This window comes from Tatumella sp. UCD-D_suzukii, assembly GCF_000611875.2.
Classification (GTDB): Bacteria; Pseudomonadota; Gammaproteobacteria; order Enterobacterales; family Enterobacteriaceae; genus Tatumella; species Tatumella ptyseos.
This window is the reverse complement of sequence record NZ_JFJX01000053.1, coordinates 204,810-222,264: the sequence shown is the minus strand read 5'-3', so window position 1 is coordinate 222,264 and position 17,455 is coordinate 204,810. Positions and strand designations below refer to the sequence as shown.

15 protein-coding genes, 1 tRNA gene, 1 other RNA gene and 1 pseudogene are annotated in these 17,455 nt (G+C 50.9%); 9 read left to right on the top strand and 9 right to left on the bottom strand.

Annotated elements, in window-relative coordinates; translation table 11 throughout:
• Positions 1-86: 86 nt before the first annotated feature.
• From ruvC to aspS, 4 genes are all read right to left on the bottom strand, one after another.
• Positions 87-608, bottom strand: coding sequence for a crossover junction endodeoxyribonuclease RuvC (ruvC, locus tag CG67_RS10940; RefSeq protein WP_025902985.1), 522 nt, complete (start codon positions 606-608; stop codon positions 87-89).
• Between the two features lie 33 nt (positions 609-641).
• On the bottom strand, positions 642-1,385 hold the full coding sequence (locus CG67_RS10935) for a YebC/PmpR family DNA-binding transcriptional regulator (protein ID WP_025902984.1): 744 nt from the start codon (positions 1,383-1,385) through the stop codon (positions 642-644).
• Positions 1,386-1,463: 78 nt separating this feature from the next.
• Complete coding sequence (gene nudB, locus CG67_RS10930) at positions 1,464-1,910, bottom strand: dihydroneopterin triphosphate diphosphatase (RefSeq protein WP_025902983.1); 447 nt, start codon at positions 1,908-1,910, stop codon at positions 1,464-1,466.
• Positions 1,910-3,700, bottom strand: coding sequence for an aspartate--tRNA ligase (aspS, locus tag CG67_RS10925; RefSeq protein ID WP_025902982.1), 1,791 nt, complete (start codon positions 3,698-3,700; stop codon positions 1,910-1,912). The genes nudB and aspS overlap by 1 nt, the downstream gene beginning before the upstream one ends.
• A gap of 241 nt (positions 3,701-3,941) precedes the next feature.
• Here aspS and CG67_RS10920 point away from each other — a divergent pair, with 241 nt between their 5' ends.
• From CG67_RS10920 to cmoB, 3 genes are all read left to right on the top strand, one after another.
• Positions 3,942-4,763 carry a DUF72 domain-containing protein gene (locus tag CG67_RS10920; protein WP_025902981.1) on the top strand — a complete coding sequence of 274 codons (822 nt, stop codon included), beginning with the start codon at positions 3,942-3,944 and terminating at the stop codon, positions 4,761-4,763.
• Positions 4,764-4,913: 150 nt separating this feature from the next.
• Complete coding sequence (gene cmoA / locus CG67_RS10915) at positions 4,914-5,642, top strand: carboxy-S-adenosyl-L-methionine synthase CmoA (RefSeq protein WP_025902980.1); 729 nt, start codon at positions 4,914-4,916, stop codon at positions 5,640-5,642.
• Positions 5,639-6,607, top strand: a complete 969-nt coding sequence (cmoB, locus tag CG67_RS10910) for a tRNA 5-methoxyuridine(34)/uridine 5-oxyacetic acid(34) synthase CmoB (RefSeq protein WP_025902979.1) — start codon at positions 5,639-5,641, stop codon at positions 6,605-6,607. Before cmoA ends, cmoB begins: the two co-directional genes overlap by 4 nt.
• 252 nt (positions 6,608-6,859) lie before the next feature.
• Here cmoB and cutC read toward each other — a convergent pair whose 3' ends face one another.
• Entirely contained in the window at positions 6,860-7,600 is a 741-nt protein-coding gene (cutC, locus tag CG67_RS10905; protein WP_038011364.1) for a copper homeostasis protein CutC, read from the bottom strand.
• 94 nt (positions 7,601-7,694) lie between these two features.
• Here cutC and CG67_RS10900 point away from each other — a divergent pair, with 94 nt between their 5' ends.
• On the top strand, positions 7,695-8,843 hold the full coding sequence (locus tag CG67_RS10900; protein WP_025902978.1) for a MalY/PatB family protein: 1,149 nt from the start codon (positions 7,695-7,697) through the stop codon (positions 8,841-8,843).
• A 1-nt stretch (position 8,844) separates the two neighbouring features.
• Here the strand turns inward: CG67_RS10900 and CG67_RS10895 are convergent, their stop codons facing one another.
• Positions 8,845-9,414, bottom strand: coding sequence for a VOC family protein (locus tag CG67_RS10895; protein WP_038024784.1), 570 nt, complete (start codon positions 9,412-9,414; stop codon positions 8,845-8,847).
• A 270-nt stretch (positions 9,415-9,684) separates the two neighbouring features.
• Here CG67_RS10895 and argS point away from each other — a divergent pair, with 270 nt between their 5' ends.
• Positions 9,685-11,415, top strand: a complete 1,731-nt coding sequence (gene argS, locus CG67_RS10890; RefSeq protein WP_025902976.1) for an arginine--tRNA ligase — start codon at positions 9,685-9,687, stop codon at positions 11,413-11,415.
• A 74-nt stretch (positions 11,416-11,489) separates the two neighbouring features.
• Here the strand turns inward: argS and otsA are convergent, their stop codons facing one another.
• The 3 genes from otsA to CG67_RS10875 all read right to left on the bottom strand — a co-directional run bounded on the left by otsA (position 11,490) and on the right by CG67_RS10875 (position 15,950).
• Positions 11,490-12,896, bottom strand: coding sequence for an alpha,alpha-trehalose-phosphate synthase (gene otsA, locus CG67_RS10885; protein ID WP_025902975.1), 1,407 nt, complete (start codon positions 12,894-12,896; stop codon positions 11,490-11,492).
• Positions 12,897-13,958: 1,062 nt separating this feature from the next.
• Positions 13,959-15,377: a hypothetical protein gene (locus CG67_RS10880; RefSeq protein WP_025902974.1), complete on the bottom strand. Its 1,419-nt coding sequence runs from the start codon at positions 15,375-15,377 to the stop codon at positions 13,959-13,961.
• 66 nt (positions 15,378-15,443) lie between these two features.
• Positions 15,444-15,950, bottom strand: coding sequence for a hypothetical protein (locus CG67_RS10875; RefSeq protein ID WP_025902973.1), 507 nt, complete (start codon positions 15,948-15,950; stop codon positions 15,444-15,446).
• A gap of 125 nt (positions 15,951-16,075) precedes the next feature.
• Here CG67_RS10875 and msrA point away from each other — a divergent pair, with 125 nt between their 5' ends.
• The 4 genes and pseudogenes from msrA to CG67_RS17505 all read left to right on the top strand — a co-directional run.
• A complete protein-coding gene (gene msrA / locus CG67_RS10870) occupies positions 16,076-16,606 on the top strand; it encodes a peptide-methionine (S)-S-oxide reductase MsrA (RefSeq protein ID WP_025902972.1) in 531 nt (176 codons plus the stop codon).
• 170 nt (positions 16,607-16,776) lie between these two features.
• A tRNA-Ser gene (locus tag CG67_RS10865) sits at positions 16,777-16,864 on the top strand.
• Between the two features lie 52 nt (positions 16,865-16,916).
• Positions 16,917-17,042: non-coding RNA, RtT sRNA (locus CG67_RS17510), on the top strand.
• 187 nt (positions 17,043-17,229) lie between these two features.
• A pseudogene (locus CG67_RS17505) lies at positions 17,230-17,379 on the top strand (transposase); the annotation flags it as partial.
• Positions 17,380-17,455: the final 76 nt, after the last annotated feature.

The following is a 17,455-nucleotide window of genomic DNA, read 5'->3' as shown; positions in this document are numbered from 1 at the left end:
ATCCTTTTATTATCTTCACTGAACAGGGTTATAACATAAAAAAGGCTGGATGAATATCCAGCCTTAATCACTGATAAGCGGCGTGCTTAACGTAACCTTCCCCTCGCCATCAGCAGAGGATTATCGCTGACCCGCAGGCTGTTCTGACTGATATGGCAATGGGTGATGGCTATCGCCAGTGCATCGGCGGCATCGGCTTGCGGATTCGCAGGCAGTTTCAGCAGGTTACGGACCATATGCTGAACCTGAGATTTTTCCGCTGCACCGGTGCCGGTGACGGTTTGCTTCACCTGCCTGGCTGCATATTCAAATACCGGCAGCGCCAGATTGACCGCCGCCACGATAGCGGCACCCCGGGCCTGCCCCAGTTTGAGGGCTGAATCTGCATTCTTCGCCATAAATACCTGCTCTATGGCGAAGTAATCCGGGGAGAACTGCGTAATAATCTCGCTGACTCCCGCATAGATAAGCCGCAGTCTTTCCGGCAACTCAGTCGTATTGGTTCGGATGCAGCCACTGCCAAGATAAGTGAGTTGTCTGCCGGTCTGGCGGATAACCCCGTACCCGGTGATCCTCGACCCCGGATCGATACCCAGAATTATCGCCATACACTCTCTCGTCCAGTCAAACTGTCTGACCGGTTACAGCGTCGCCGCAACCTCATCAGAAATTTCACCATTATGGTAAACTTCCTGTACATCATCACAATCTTCCAGCATATCGATCAAACGCAGCAGTTTAGGCGCAGTCTCGGCATCCATATCCGCTTTGGTTGATGGGATCATAGTGACTTCAGCACTGTCTGCGGTCAGACCGGTAGCGTCCAGTGCATCACGGACTTTCCCGAGTTCTTCCCAGGCCGTGAATACATCAATAGCTCCGTCATCGTAGCTGACAACGTCTTCCGCACCGGCTTCGAGCGCCGCTTCCATCACCGTATCTTCGTCCTGGCCCGGAGCATAAGAGATAACCCCTTTCCGGCTGAACAAATAAGCGACAGAGCCGTCAGTGCCCAGGTTTCCGCCGGTTTTGGTAAAGGCGTGACGGACTTCGGAGACCGTGCGGTTACGGTTATCACTCAGACATTCCACCATAATCGCACTGCCACCCGGACCATAACCTTCATAAATAATGGTTTCCATGTTGGCGTTATCTTCACCACCGGCACCCCTGGCGATAGCACGATCCATGGTGTCACGGGTCATGTTGTTGGATAATGCTTTATCCATCGCCGCACGCAGACGCGGGTTAGAGGAAGCATCAGCCCCCCCCAGTTTGGCTGCGGTTACCAGCTCGCGGATAATCTTCGTGAAAATTTTACCACGTTTAGCATCCTGAGCCGCTTTACGGTGTTTGGTGTTAGCCCATTTACTATGTCCAGCCATATTAATTCTCTCACTATCTCGTTATTAGATAATCGGGTACAGCACGCTCTGCACAGCTACGGATAACAGGATCCGGCATCACTGCGGGTTCATAAGGGATCTTTCGATAGCCTCACGATTACTCCAGGATTTTGTCAGCGCGGCCGCCTGTTCCGCAGGTAACCACTGACAGGATAAATGTTCGGTCAATGTCACCGGCAACTCTGCCGGCAACGATAACAAAAACCAGTGTTCCTGATTATGAGTGACGCCGGGGGCATACCGGTGCCGGTAATGAGGGAAGATCTCAAAAGTAATCTCATGCCGGCAATCCACCAGCGTTACCCCTTCGGCCTCAATATCGAGGCCTGTCTCTTCCTGCACTTCCCGACGGGCCGCCTGCGCAGGACTCTCCCCCGGCTCCAGGCTGCCGGTCACCGACTGCCAGAAGGCGGCGTCATCCCGGCGCTGTAACATCAGCACCCTGCCGGTATCCTGCGCATAAATGACGACCAATACCGAGACCGGGTGCTTATAATTCGTCATCAGTGACCGGCCGGATCCGCAGGTTTCTTCTCTTTTTTCACTACCTGCAATGCCAGCTCTTCCAGAGCATCCGGATTCGCTTCGCCCGGAGCATCGGTCAGCAGGCAGGCTGCGGCGGTAGTTTTCGGGAAGGCGATAACATCACGGATGTTATCCGTCCCGGTCAGTAGCATTGCCAGTCGATCCAGACCGAACGCCAGACCGGCATGCGGTGGTGCACCGTACTTCAGCGCATCCAGCAGGAAGCCAAATTTCTCCTGCTGCTGTGCTTCATCAATGCCCAGCAACGTAAACACGGCCTGCTGCATGCTGCCGTCGTGGATACGGACCGAGCCGCCCCCGACTTCATAACCGTTGATGACCATGTCATAAGCATTCGCGATCGCTTCAGCCGGTGCGGCCATCAGCGCCTGTGGTGACAGATCACGCGGTGCAGTGAACGGATGGTGCATCGCTGCCAGGTGCCCTTCACCATCATCTTCGAACATCGGGAAGTCAACCACCCACAGCGGTGCCCAACGGGAAGTTTCAGTGATCTCCAGGTCACGTCCGGTTTTCAGACGCAGCGCACCCATGGCATCAGCCACTACACCGGCATTGTCTGCGCCAAAGAAGATCAAATCGCCGTCGGTCGCACCGGTACGTTGAAGAATAGCTTCGATGATTTCTGCGCTCAGGAACTTCGCCACCGGGCTCTGAATACCTTCCGGCAGTGCATCACGCTGGTTCACCTTCATCCAGGCCAGGCCTTTCGCCCCGTAGTTACCGACAAATTTTGTGTATTCATCAATCTGTTTACGGGTCAGTTGGGCACCGCCGGGAACACGTAATGCCGCCACACGACCTTTGGCATCATTGGCCGGCCCTGCAAAGACAGCAAACTCAACGCCTTTCACCAGGTCAGCCACATCCACCAGTTCCATCGGGTTACGTAAGTCAGGTTTATCAGAACCGTAACGACGCATCGCTTCTGCGTAGGTCATCTGCGGGAAACTTCCCAGATCGACGTTGAGAATTTCCTGCCACAGTTCACGGATCATACGTTCCATGATTTCACGAACCTGAGGTGCCGTCATAAACGAGGTTTCCACGTCTATCTGAGTGAACTCAGGCTGACGATCGGCCCGGAGGTCTTCATCACGGAAGCACTTCACTATCTGATAATAACGATCAAAACCGGAGATCATCAGCAATTGTTTAAACAGCTGAGGGGACTGCGGTAGCGCGTAGAACTCGCCTTTATGAACGCGGCTCGGCACCAGGTAATCACGTGCGCCTTCCGGTGTCGCTTTGGTCAGCATCGGGGTTTCAATGTCGAGAAACGCATTATCGTCCATAAAGCGACGCACAAAACTGCTGATACGGGCACGGGTTTTGAAACGCTGAGCCATTTCAGGACGACGCAGATCCAGGTAGCGATATTTCAGGCGTGCTTCTTCGGAATTGACGTGGTTTGAGTCCAGTGGCAGAGGTTCAGAACGGTTGATAATCGTCAGGCCGGTAGCCAGAACTTCCACTTCACCGGTTGCCATGTCCGTATTTTTATTACGCTCATCACGTGCACGTACCACTCCTTCCAGGGAGATGCAGAACTCGTTACGCAGTTCTGAAGCCAGTGAAAAGGCTTGTGCATAGTCAGGGTCGAAGAATACCTGAACGATACCCTCACGATCGCGCATATCGATAAAAATCAGGCTCCCCAGGTCACGGCGACGGTTTACCCAGCCGCAAAGAGTGACTTTCTGTCCTACATGGGACAGGTTGAGCTGTCCGCAATATTCTGTACGCATTACGCTATCCTTTTTTGACCTTGCCGCAGCGGTCTGAAAATGTGTCCGGAGTGTTTGCCGGCAAAGCAGGCCGGCTACAAAATGGGGCGTATTATACTGGAAAATCTGCCCGAGGATAAGTACAGGCGCGTGAAAGCGGTTGTTTCCTCGCCATTCAGTCGCAGCACGTTTCGTTCCCGGCAGGATCCGGGCTATTCTTCCGCGACATTATCCCTGGTCAGTCACCTCAGAAGGACACCCCGTGAGTCTGCGCATCGGATTACCTCAGTGGCAACACCCGAACTGGAAACGGGCAGGCCTGCATACTCTGGAAGAGTATGCCCGGCATTTTAATTGTGTGGAAGGGAATACCACGCTTTATGCGCTACCAGAGTCAGAAACCGTTCTGCGCTGGAAAGCCATGACGGATGAGGCATTCCGTTTTTGCTTTAAGTTTCCGGCCTCCGTCAGTCACAACGCACAATTACGCCACTGTGACGATTTGCTCAGCGAATTTTTACGCCGTATGGACCCGCTTAGCGAGCGCATTGCTCAATACTGGTTACAATTACCGGCCCGCTTTTCTCCCGCACAGTTACCGGATTTGTGGCAGTTTCTGTCTGCCCTGCCCGACACGTTTAACTACGGGGTGGAAGTCCGTCACCCGGAATTTTTTGCGCGGGGGGAAGCAGAACGGGCCCTGAACCGGGGACTGGCTGATCGCGGTATTAATCGCGTGATCCTCGACAGCCGGGCGGTACATGCATCCCCTTCCCGAACGGCTGCCGCGCTGGATGCCAAAGCCAAAAAGCCCAAAGTGCCGGTACATGCCGTACGCACTGCCGACGCACCGATGATCCGCTTTATCGGCAGTGATGATGTTAATGATTCCTCAGCCCTGTTTTCTGACTGGTCCGCCCGGTTAGAGGAATGGCAGACAGCCCACTCACCGTTGCTGTTTATCCATACACCGGAGATGGGTGACGTGTTCCCGTTACTGCACCGTTTATGGCCGCAGATCCAGCCTTACAGTGACGGATTACCGTCCCTTCCCGAATGGCCGGATCAGGCGAGCCTGTTCTGAGAACAGCGCGGAGAGCGGAACAGATAAAGCGACTTTTTCATGTATTGCGGCCTGAATGGGGGCTGAGATGCGTGAAAAGTCACGCTGATGGGTGCAGGCTGCGCCAGTTTCTGCGAGAATAGGCGTTTTCTGGACCTTGCGGATAGTGTGATGTCTGACCGTGATACCCTTTTTTCAGCACCCATTGAACGATTAGGTGACTGGACTTTTGATGAACGGGTTGCCGAAGTCTTCCCGGATATGATCCAGCGCTCAGTGCCCGGATACTCAAATATTATTTCCATGATAGGGATGCTGGCCGAACGTTTTGTCCGGCCGGATAGCCGTGTCTATGACCTTGGCTGTTCGCTGGGGGCTGCTACCCTCTCCGTACGCCGCAATATCCGCCATCCCGGTTGTGAAATTATCGCCATTGATAATTCACCGGCAATGGTGGAACGTTGCCGTCGCCATATCGATGCCTTCAGGGCAGAGACACCGGTACAGGTGATTGAAGACGATATTCGTTCTGTCGATATCAGTAATGCATCGCTGGTCGTGCTGAATTTCACGCTGCAGTTTCTTGACCCGGCAGAGCGTCTGCAACTGCTGGAGAAAATCTATCAGGGGCTGAATCCCGGCGGTGCGCTGGTGTTATCAGAAAAATTCAGCTTTGATGATGAGAAGACCGGTGAACTGTTATTCGAAATGCACCATGATTTTAAACGTGCCAACGGTTACAGCGAGCTGGAAATCAGTCAGAAACGCAGCATGCTGGAAAATGTCATGCTGACAGACAGCGTCAGTACGCATAAATCACGACTGGCGCAGGCCGGATTCCGTCATGCGGAACTGTGGTTTCAGTGTTTTAATTTTGGTTCACTTGTGGCTTTAAAATGATTGATTTCGGACGTTTTTATCAGCAAATTGCGACGGGGCCTCTCGCCCCCTGGCTGGAAGTGTTGCCGGCTCAGTTGAGTCAGTGGCAGCGTGAGAGTTTACATGGCCATTTCCGTCACTGGAAGAAGACCATTGACCACTTACCGTTGCTGACACCGCAACGCCTTGACCTGGTCAACGGCGTCACCGCGGACAGCGATGATTTGACCCCGCGCCAGCGCCAGGGGATTGAGACATTACTGCGCCAGCTGATGCCCTGGCGCAAGGGTCCCTTTTCACTTTACGGCACCGATATTGATACAGAGTGGCGTTCAGACTGGAAATGGGATCGGGTATTACCGCATATTTCCCCGCTGGAAGGACGAACGATTCTGGATGTCGGTTGCGGCAGCGGCTATCACATGTGGCGAATGCTGGGTGCCGGGGCTTCCATGGTGGTCGGTATCGACCCGATGCAGCTGTTTTTATGCCAGTTTGAAGCGGTCCGTAAACTGCTGGGCGATGACCCGCGGGCGCATCTGTTACCGGTAGGTATCGAACAGTTACCGGAACTGAATGCGTTTGATACCGTTTTCTCGATGGGCGTCCTTTACCACCGCCGTTCCCCCCTGGAGCATCTGTGGCAACTGAAGAGTCAGTTGGTCAGCGGCGGCGAACTGGTACTGGAAACGCTGGTGATCGAAGGTGATGAAAACGCGGTACTGGTACCGGGAGAGCGTTATGCGCAGATGCGAAATGTCTATTTCCTGCCTTCCGCTGCAGCACTGAAAAACTGGCTGGAAAAATGTGGCTTTGCGGATGTCCGTATTGCCGACCATGCACTGACCTCAACCAGTGAACAGCGCCGGACCGGATGGATGACCAGCGATTCACTGGCAGAGTTCCTCGACCCGGAAAATCCGCAACTGACCGTTGAGGGTTATCCTGCACCGTTACGTGCTGTACTGATTGCACGTAAACCCTGATGCTGCTAACGGGGCCAGTCTGCTGGCTCCGTTCAGCTCAGCGTCCGGGCAGCCTCTTCCCGCGAAATACCTTGCAGTGAAGCGGACCGTGAGTCTGCTCTGCTGAAGACTCTCTGCGACAAACGTCTCCGGACGACCATGACCCGCTGGTGCGTTTTTTCTGCACGGTATCTCTGTGTGTCTCCGACCCATTATTCATCCTGCACCACCGAAAAAGTGACAGCGTCACTAATCAGCCCGCAAAAAGCTGCGCTACTGCAGCATACTCTTCATCGCCGCCACCATTTCTTCATCCACCACATAACGGGTAAATTCATCGGCAGACCCCAGGGCACTCATACGCACCCCCGCTTTGCGATAATGCATCGGTGAACTGACCGGTTTACCGGCCGAGCTGTGGACTTCAGTCAGTCCGGCAGCCACAAATCGCTGCAGGTTACTGAGCCTGACACCGGCTCCGGCCATAATTACCGGCCCGCCCCTGGTCTGACTCAGTTGGTTTAGTTCGGTTAACAGCACCAGTCCGTTTTCGGCACATTCCTGTTGTCCCGAAGTCAGAATGCGGTCTGCACCGAGGTCGGCCAACTCTTCCAGCGCACGGTAAGGGTTATGACAGAGATCAAAAGCCCGGTGAAAAGTGACCGATATGCCTTCGCAAAGATGCATAACTTCTTTCATACGTGGCAGGTCGATATGCGCTCCGGCATCGAGTATGCCAATCACGAGCCCCGGGAACCCCATTTCACGGACCCGTGCAATATCAGATTTCATCACCCGGAACTCTGACTCGCTGTAACAAAAATCGCCCCCTCGCGGACGGATGATAGGATGCACCGGAACGGTCACCTGCGAGATGACTTCCTTCAGAAGACCAAAGGAGGGGGTGAGACCGCCTTCCGACGGGGCAGCACATAACTCGATGCGATCAGCGCCCGCCTTCTCAGCATTAAGGGCACACTCCGCACCGTAGCAACAGATTTCCAGCATAGCCATGACATTCTCCTTATAAAAGTTCGGGCAGGTTGTTACAGTGTGATGTTGGGGCGATAAACGACCGTGCGTCGTCCTGTAAACGGGAGGGGTAATAATGACATTCAATTTCAGAGAAAGGGTCGACCGGGTTCACAGTGATAGCGTTAAGTGGGCGAAATATGCCGGAAAAGATATTCTCCCCATGTGGATTGCTGACAGTGATTACCGCACGGCACCTTGTGTCATTGAGGCCTTACAGCAGCGCGTGGCTCACGGTATTTTCGGGTATCCGGTCGCACCGGAAAAACTGGCAGAGGCTTGCATGGCCTGGCTTGCCAGCCATCACCAGTGGCACGTGCCACGGGAATGGCTGGTGTTTCTGCCCGGGACACAATGCGCCATTGAAATTATTCTTCGCTACCTGAGCCGTCCCGATCAGGCCTCACTTACGACCTCCCTGCACTACCCGCCTTTCAGTCAGTTTGCACAGCGCCTTCAGCGGCGGCAATCGCTGATGCCGGTACGGAAAAGTGATCAGCACTGGCAAATGCCGCTGTCACTCACGGATGAAAAGCTGCAGGGGGACGAGAAATGGCTGTTTCTCTGTAATCCTCATAATCCCGCCGGCTATGTCTATCCGCGGGAAGAACTGCTTCAGCTCCAGCAGTTTGCCCGCCGTCACAACCTGCTGGTCTGCAGTGATGAAGTCCATGCGGATCTGGTGCTGACGGCGGGTAAACGGCACCAGCCATTTGCTGCACTGAATGAAGATGCCGCCCAACGATCCGTGACTCTGTTTTCCCCGGCCAAAGCCTTTAATATTGCCGGACTGGGGCTTTCGGTTGCCATCATTGCCGACCCGCACTTACGTGACCGCTTCGTACAAGCCACTGAAGGGCTGCTACCGCCTCCGTCAGTGACGGGGATTATCGCGTCCGAAGCCGCCTGGGAACACGGCGATAACTGGCTCCAGGCTCAGAAGGATTTTTTGCGTAATAATCGTGATCGACTGGCTGATGCTGTCGGGCAAATCCCCGGCCTGAGCATGATCACCCCGCAGGCCACCAGCCTGGCCTGGATTGATGCCAGCGGACTTGGGGTGGATAATCCCGCACTCTGGTTTGAACAGCACGGGCTTGGGTTCAGCGCGGGCGCCCCCTTTGGTGACCCGCACTCCGTGCGGATGAACTATGCCTGTGCCCCGCAAACGCTGGATCTGGCTATCGGGCGGCTTGCGCACGCTGCCAGAGAAGCGACCGCTTAAATTATTTCGCCTGTTCGCTGGCGACTACCGCTTCCAGGGTATGCGGATGAAATTTAATGGTCGTTTTACCGTCCGTCACCGCCAGTGTCGGATTAGGCAATATATCCTGGTCCCCTGCCGGACGACTGGTTTTAAACGAAATTCCGGGTGCTGTCAGCCCGTGGTCGGCAATCAATGCCATAGCCCGTTGCCCGAGCGTGTCAGGATCCCCGGGCAATACCACCTCAATATGTTCCCAGCCTTCATGAGGATAACGCTTGCTGCCAGGCCAGGGTAATTCCACCACCCGTATCTGCCAGCCCAGTAAGCTTATCGGCTGATGCAGGCGGAACAGACAAATCGGCCGCTGATTAATTTCAGCCTGTGAGAACATCTCCCCCAGTTGTGACAGTCCTTCAGCCCAACGTTCTGCTGTCGTGTTCTGATGGCAACGCACAGAAATATGGTCAGGCTGTAACTCTGCCAGGGGTAATCCCAGACGCTCCGCAAGCGCGCTCAGGTCACCAGAGAAACGGGATAAATCTGCCGCCAGGTCGGGCAGGAAGCGGGAAAAAGTTGCGTTATCAGTCATAGTCATTTATCAGGATAAGGTCCGGGGCGCTATTTTTGCGGCTTGCCGGGCGTAAGTAAAGTCACGTGATAAAAATAACATCTTCACGGCCATAGGCCGGCCGGCACTACCGGGAAGGTAGCACCGATCCGACTACTGACGTCACCCGCGGTTTCACGTATACTGCTGTGCTAAATTTCGATTAATACCCGTTTGCGCTTTTTTACATGCGTACGCCTGACAGCCTGTCGTTGTCAGGTCAGGGGTTTAACAGCTTATGAAGGTAATTCGGTGAATATTCAGGCTCTTCTTTCAGAAAAAGTCAGTCAGGCAATGATCGCAGCAGGTGCGCCTGCTGACTGTGAACCGCAGGTCCGCCAGTCTGCCAAACCACAGTTCGGTGATTATCAGGCCAACGGCATTATGGCTATTGCTAAAAAACTGGGTCAGGCTCCGCGACAATTCGCAGAGCAGGTTCTCACCCATCTGGATCTGAAAGGTATCGCCGGAAAAACTGAAATCGCCGGTCCGGGCTTTATTAATATCTTCCTGGAACCCGCGTTCCTGGCGGAACAGGCTGAGCTGGCGCTGAGCCACGATAAACTGAATATTTCTCCGGTGACGGCGCAACGTATCGTTATCGACTATTCAGCGCCGAATGTCGCCAAAGAGATGCATGTCGGCCATTTACGTTCAACCATTATCGGGGATGCTTCAGTTCGCACACTGGAGTTCCTGGGACATGACGTGATCCGTGCCAACCATATCGGTGACTGGGGAACCCAGTTCGGTATGCTGATTGCCTTCCTGGAAAAGAAACAGCAGGAACAGGACACCGAAATCGCGCTTGCCGACCTGGAAGCGTTTTATCGCGAAGCCAAGCAGCTTTACGATCAGGATGAAGCCTTTGCCGAACGTGCCCGGGGTTATGTCGTTAAACTGCAAGGTGGCGACGAATACTGTGCACAGATGTGGAAAAAGCTGGTGGATATCACCATGGCTCAGAACCAGCACAACTATGACCGCCTTAACGTCAGCCTGACCCGCGATAATGTGATGGGTGAAAGCCTGTACAACCCGATGCTACCGGGGATTGTTGCCGACCTGGAAGCGAAAGGTCTGGCCGTGGAAAGTGAAGGTGCTGTCGTCGTTTTCCTGGATGAATATAAAAATAAAGAAGGCGAACCTATGGGAGTGATCATCCGTAAAAAAGATGGTGGCTACCTGTACACCACTACGGATATCGCCTGTGCCAAATACCGTTATGAAACCCTGAAAGCCGATCGCGTGCTTTACTACATTGACTCCCGCCAGCACCAGCACCTGATGCAGGCATGGACCATTGTCCGTAAAGCCGGTTATGTGCCGGAAAGTATCCCGCTGGAACATCATATGTTCGGAATGATGCTGGGGAAAGACGGGCGTCCTTTCAAAACCCGTGCCGGTGGTACCATTAAACTGGCCGACCTGCTGGATGAAGCCCACGATCGCGCCCTGACGCTGGTCAGAAGCAAAAACCCTGAGATGGCCGAAGATGAACTGCAGAACCTGGCAGAAGTCATTGGTATCGGCGCAGTGAAATATGCCGACCTGTCAAAAAACCGTACCACTGATTACATTTTTGACTGGGACAATATGCTGGCCTTTGAAGGAAACACCGCTCCTTACCTGCTGTATGCCTACACACGTGTGCTGTCCGTGTTCCGTAAGGCCGGCGCTGATGTCCATGCCGCAGAGGGTGAGATCATTCTGACTGAAAGCCGTGAAGCGGCCCTGGCAACCCGTCTGTTACAGTTTGAAGAAACACTGCTGCAGGTGGCCCGTGAAGGTACTCCGCATGTGATGTGCTCTTACCTGTATGATCTGGCTGGCCTGTTTTCCGGGTTTTATGAACATTGCCCTATTCTGGCTGCTGCCGACGAGAAAACCCGTCAGAGCCGCCTGAAGCTGGCGAGCCTGACCGCGAAGACGCTGAAGTGTGGTCTGGATACCCTGGGTATCAGGACAGTTGACCGGATGTAACTGTCCCCGTCGCCCCGGCATCTGTCGGGGCCGACCCGTGACCGGCTGACACTCACTGACCTTCATTCTTACACTTAGCCCCTGTCCTGTGGTTCACCGGTCAGACGGCCCACTGAACGTAAGTCCTGCAGGAAAGTATCCCGCCAGCGATCTATTGTCTGATGCGTCAGTACCGCCATCATCTGCTGATAACGTTCAATGCGTTCGCTGAGGGGCATCGTGATCGCCTGGTCGATGGCTGCAGCAACTTCCCCGCGATCATACGGATTCACTATCAGTGCTGACGTCAGTTCGCAGGCGGCGCCGGCAAAACGTGACAAGATCAACACCCCGGGGTTTTCAGGATCCTGCGCGGCAACATACTCTTTAGCGACCAGGTTCATCCCATCCCTCAGTGGCGTGATCAGCGCAATATCCGTCAGGCGGAATATTTTCATCAGCAAGCGTCTGTCAAAGTGCTGATTAAGATAATAGAGCGGCGTCCAGCTGAGCGTACCGTATTTACCGTTAATCCGTCCGGCTTCGGTTTCCAGCTGATGGCGGATTTTCTGATAAGCCTGCACTTCTCCCCTGGAAGTCGGTGCTATCTGGGTATAACGGATATGTCCCCGGTGGCGCGGATGGTGCTCCAGCAAGGCTTCATACGCCAGAAATCGCTCCGGCAAGCCCTTGGAGTAATCCAGTCGCTCGCAGGCAATAATATTCTTTGCATCCCCCAACTCTTCGCGGATGGCCACCATTTTCGGCGGTAACGGCCCGGCAGCTATTTGCCGGATACTTTCAGGTTCAATGCCGATCGGGTAATGATCGACACTGAATGTACGCCCGAATGCCTGATAGCGGCCCTCTTCCGTCTTAGTAAGCCCGGTGGCCTGATCCAGGCTGCTGAGAAACGCCTGTTTATCATTTTTCGTCTGAAACCCTAGCAGATCATAGCTGCAGAGCATTTCAAGGAGCGTTTTGTGGTCCGGCAACGCATTAAAAACCTCCGGGGCCGGAAAAGGAATATGCAGGAAAAAACCGACAGGCGGATTTTTTCCTGCCTTACGTAATTCTGCGGCAAACGGCAGCAAATGATAATCGTGCGCCCAGACGATATCGCCTTCACTGAGTAAGGGGGCAAGTCTGGCAGCCAGTAACTGATTTACGCGGCAATACCCCTCCCAGGCTGTGCGCTGGTAGTCCACCAGATCTAACCGGTAATGGAACGCGGGCCAGATCACCGTATTAGAGTACTGGCTATAATACAGATCATAATCATTCTGATTAAGGCTGAATGAAGCATAGTTGATACCGTCATGAGACGTTTTTGATACCGGTTCTTCTTCTCCGGAAATTTCCGCTATTTCACCATTCCAGCCAAACCATAATCCACCGTTCTTTTTTAATGCATCCAGAATGCCCACGGCCAGCCCGCCTGCACTGCTTTTTCCGTTCACCGGCAAAGCTATCCGGTTAGACACTACAACTAATTGACCCATCCTGAAGATTCCTTGTTAGTGAGGATTATCGGTACCGGGTAACACCGGCATGCAGAGCGTATGTCCAATGGCAGTCATTACGCTGATTTTCAACGGAGTATTGACCAGGATCCTGCCATTTTAACGACGTTATTCCGCAGGCGACCGGAGATAGTAGCCAACGCACCGGAGGTATGCCGGTGAGGCAGGCAACGAGGGTCCCGGGCATATTATTCAGGTTTCGGGGCCCGGTCAGATCCCGGTGGCAGAGAGGCGGATTGAGTCTTGCAGCACGCCTTTCAGTTTTACTGAGTTCAGATATTTTCACCCGCGCTTAACTTTTGTTACTTTATTGTTAATAATAGACTGCTTTGGGTAATTTATCCTGCCACGGAGGTCGGTTCTTTCCACAGCGTGGCCGTATGACGAATATTTTCCGGCGGTCTCCTCCGGCGACAGGTATGACTCAATGTGCAGGTTTTCTGATGGAAAATCGTTCAGATCATCCCGGGAGCCTGCTCCGCCTTCGGCATTTAATGACAGGCCGGGTTGAAAAATGGGTTATTGAGCGCATCTGATATACTCATAAGCACAATGAAGCAGTACACAAGAGAGAACTTATTATGACTATTGAATATGCAGTAATTGCCGGGGGCTGCTTCTGGTATCTATAAGACTAGTTATGTATTTTTATGGCAACAAAACTCTTGGAACTTATTGATCTATATGGCTACATATTTTTTGTTGATTTTTATTGGTTGCTCATCCAAGGTGCTGTTCTTTGGCTGGTGCCGGTCCCCCAAGGACCTCATGAGTTAGAAGGACCCTGACGATCTGGTCCAGCTTCATGGTAGGCATCGGATATGCGCTAAGTTCTTTTCGTCATTAGGACCTCCTTTTGATTTCCTGTTGAACCTTTGCAGTTACCAGACCGCAAGGTGTTTTAACAAATCAAAAGGGTTTTTTATATACGGCACAAAGCTGAAAGCTTTACGGAACCCCCAGCCTAACTGGGGGTTTTCTGAATAATAAAAAAACCAGTCGGAATGACTGGATTTTTTATTATTCAGAGTTTGAATTCAACTAATCTTCAGGTTCAATTTTATTATCTTCTAAAGGCATTTGGTTAATGTATTTATTAAAATCGATTGGTTTGGGAAAATGCCGCTCCTGGAATGCAGAGATATTTTTTTCGGGAATTCCTAACTTCTCGTATATAGAAGAACATATGATAAAACTCAAGCACTTTTGAACAGTGTGCAAATCCGAGAGGGACATTTTTTTTATCCTGGTTATTGGTCTGCCAAAATGTGCAATTTCACTTCTTAACTCAGATAATGCTGCTCCTATCTTTTCTGACTCTGACAATTTAAGACTTCTTCGGAGAGTTTCTCTTATTTGGCCTTTATCATAGTGTGATATGGGAAAGTCATACTTTTCGTTTGACTTTGTTTTTCCTAAACTATTTGCAATTGCTTCTATTTGTGCGAGATTGACAATTATTTCTGATCTTATTTCAGGCTCTGTTGTTCTTCCAAATTTATTAGACAAAGAAAATGCATACATTTGGAATTTCTCATATTCAGCAAACCAGTTTTTTATTGTTTTTCCAAAATCAATATTTCTTCCATTAATTGGAAGATACATGTGTGATAAATCTGCCTTGAGAACCTTTTCTTTAAATTTGCTTATATCAAATAGGGTTGTTAAGGTGGGTAAATACTTGAAACGATCCGGCTGTTCGTCGCTTCGATTTAGTACATTTAATCGTGTTCTTCTTGTTGGAGAGAAAATCAATAGAGACAAGAATTGCTCTATCAGTAAAGTATTTTTCATTGCTTCATAAATAGTTAGGCCGTTTTTATTTTTTAACAACAACTCCCAGCCTATATCCGTCCTGGTAAGTATTTCTTCGCCCTTGTATTTTTCAATTACTTCTTTTATTGCATTCTTTATCTCAAGACCTGCTTCTTCATTTCTGCAATGAAAAAGTGTATCAACATTGAACTCTAACTGTTTGAATTTCGCACTGTTCACCAACGATATTTCAATGTCGCCATGATATTCAGCGAAAATCGGTTTCTCAGAATATTTTGCCAAGTCTAGAAATCCTTGAGGGTGGCAAAACTCTTGGAAGTTAGTAAGATCCAATGATATTCCGTCGAATTTATCCTCAGTGGTTGTATGAATCCCGAAAATTACAGAATTAAAAGTAATCTTTGCTTTATATATAGAAATTTCACCAAAATGAAAACCAAACCTGTCTGGATCAAAATCCCCAAATAGTGTGCATTTCTCCCCGTTTTCAAGGGCGCCATGGATATATTTTAATTTTTTTATTTTTTTTACCGCCGGGTAAAGGAAACTTAATTGGACTCCATTTTCAATACTGTAAGTTAGTTTCCCCGGAAATTCCATGGATATTTCTGATTCATTTGGAATGGTTTCCGCCCAAAACAAGCCAATCCATTCGTATTCTTCGAAGTGGTCATATTTTTTCATAATCATCTACATTTTGTATTAGTTGGAAAACTGAATAAATAAATCTAGGAGCTCATCTTTCTCTATTTAAGTAATGCTTTTTGTTAGTGGTTTTCGAATGTCGTATTTTCCGAAGGAATTATAAACTGGATCTTCAGGATTGCCGATACCCATGTCTACTTTTTCTTTATAGGTGGGGGATCTATCAAGAATGGAAGCTTCAAGAACAATATTGTAAAAAGCTACCGTGCTTGCATGGTATCTTTTTTGAATCTCATTTTCTCGTGGCTTGGTATCAATGTAATCACGAATGTAGAGCTTCAAAAAATTCTCAAAGATAAAATCATTCCGATTTTCTTTGTCAGCACAATATTTTTCTTCTTCTGTGTGCTCAATGGAATAAATTAACTTTTTACCTTGGACGCTTTTTGAGAGTGACAAATATTCTTTGGCTTCATTTAAGTTATAAAAAACTCTACTCCGTTGACCTTTGAAGTTCTGCCTTGTAATCCGCACACGATGTGCACTCTTGACAGTGTCATCTTTTAATGTACAACTAATTTCTTGAATGCCTCGCGGTGTGGTGCTGGTCATCAGGAACCTCTAAAATTTGGCTGCCTTTTTGCCATATTTTACAGCGATCAACCAAAATTTGGTAGTGGTTATTTCGGTTCCTGAGATAATATTACCATTACGCGACAAGGACTTAGGAGAGAAAAATGACAGAAACGATTGTGCTTGCCGGAGGCTGCTTCTGGTGTACCGAAGCGGTATTTAAAAGCATTAAGGGTGTGGTATCGGTCGAGAGCGGTTACACCGGCGGAACCACTTTGGATCCGACCTACCAGACCGTCTGTGAAGGGACGACAGGCCATGCTGAAGCTATTCGTATCAGTTTTGATCCGGCACTGGTCAGTTATGGAGACCTGTTGGATATCAGTTTCGCGACTCATGACCCTACCCAGCTGAACCGCCAGGGGAATGACATCGGTACTCAGTACCGCTCTGCTATTTTCCCGGCCACCCCGGCGCAGGAACTGGAAGCGAAAGCCGCCATCGCCCGCGCCGCTGCTGACCACAGTGCGCCGATAGTCACCACTATCGAACCGTTACAGACCTGGTATCCGGCTGAAGACTATCATCAGAACTACTGGGAAGGTGAAGGTCAGCGCAACGGTTTTTGTCTGGCAGTGATCCCGCCTAAACTTCAGAAGCTGCGTAAGCGTTACTCTGAACAAGTGAAAGACTGATCCTGCAACCGCAACCCCTGCCCGAAAAAGCAGCGAATTGCGGTTATATAAAGCAATTCGTTCATAAGCTAACCGGGTAAAACAAAAGAGAAAAATAATTCTTGACCGTTTGCGACTGACTCCCTATAGTAGCGCCCCGTTAGCCGCTACAGCGACTGACAACAAAAAGTGGTGAGGTGTCCGAGTGGCTGAAGGAGCACGCCTGGAAAGTGTGTATACGGCAACGTATCGAGGGTTCGAATCCCTCCCTCACCGCCATCATTCTTTAAGAGAGCCTGAACGAAAGTTCAGGCTTTTTTATTGCCTGTCAGCAGGCATCCTGCCGGGAGGGTGAGAACCCTCGCAGGGTTCGACAAAACCTGACAGGTTTTGCAGGGCCAGCGGCCCCCCGAAGGGCGAGCTGCTACGCAGCGAGTGTATCCCTCCCTCACCGCCATCATTCTTTAAGAGAGCCTGAACGAAAGTTCAGGCTTTTTTATTGTATCCAGAAAACCCCCAGCTAGGCTGGGGGTTCCGTAAAGCTTTCAGCTTTGGGCCGTATATAAAAACCCCTTTTGATTTGTTAAAACACCTTGCGGTCTGGCAACTGCAAAGGTTCAACAGGAAATCAAAAGGGGGTCCCAATGAGGGACGAAAAGAGCTTAGCGCATACCCGATGGAACTGTAAATATCACATAGTTTTCGCACCTAAGTACCGAAGGCAGGTCTTTTATGGAGAGCGGCGAAGGGCAATAGGGAGCATTTTAAGAAAGCTGTGTGAATGGAAAAATGTGAATNTTGTATCCAGAAAACCCCCAGCTAGGCTGGGGGTTCCGTAAAGCTTTCAGCTTTGGGCCGTATATAAAAACC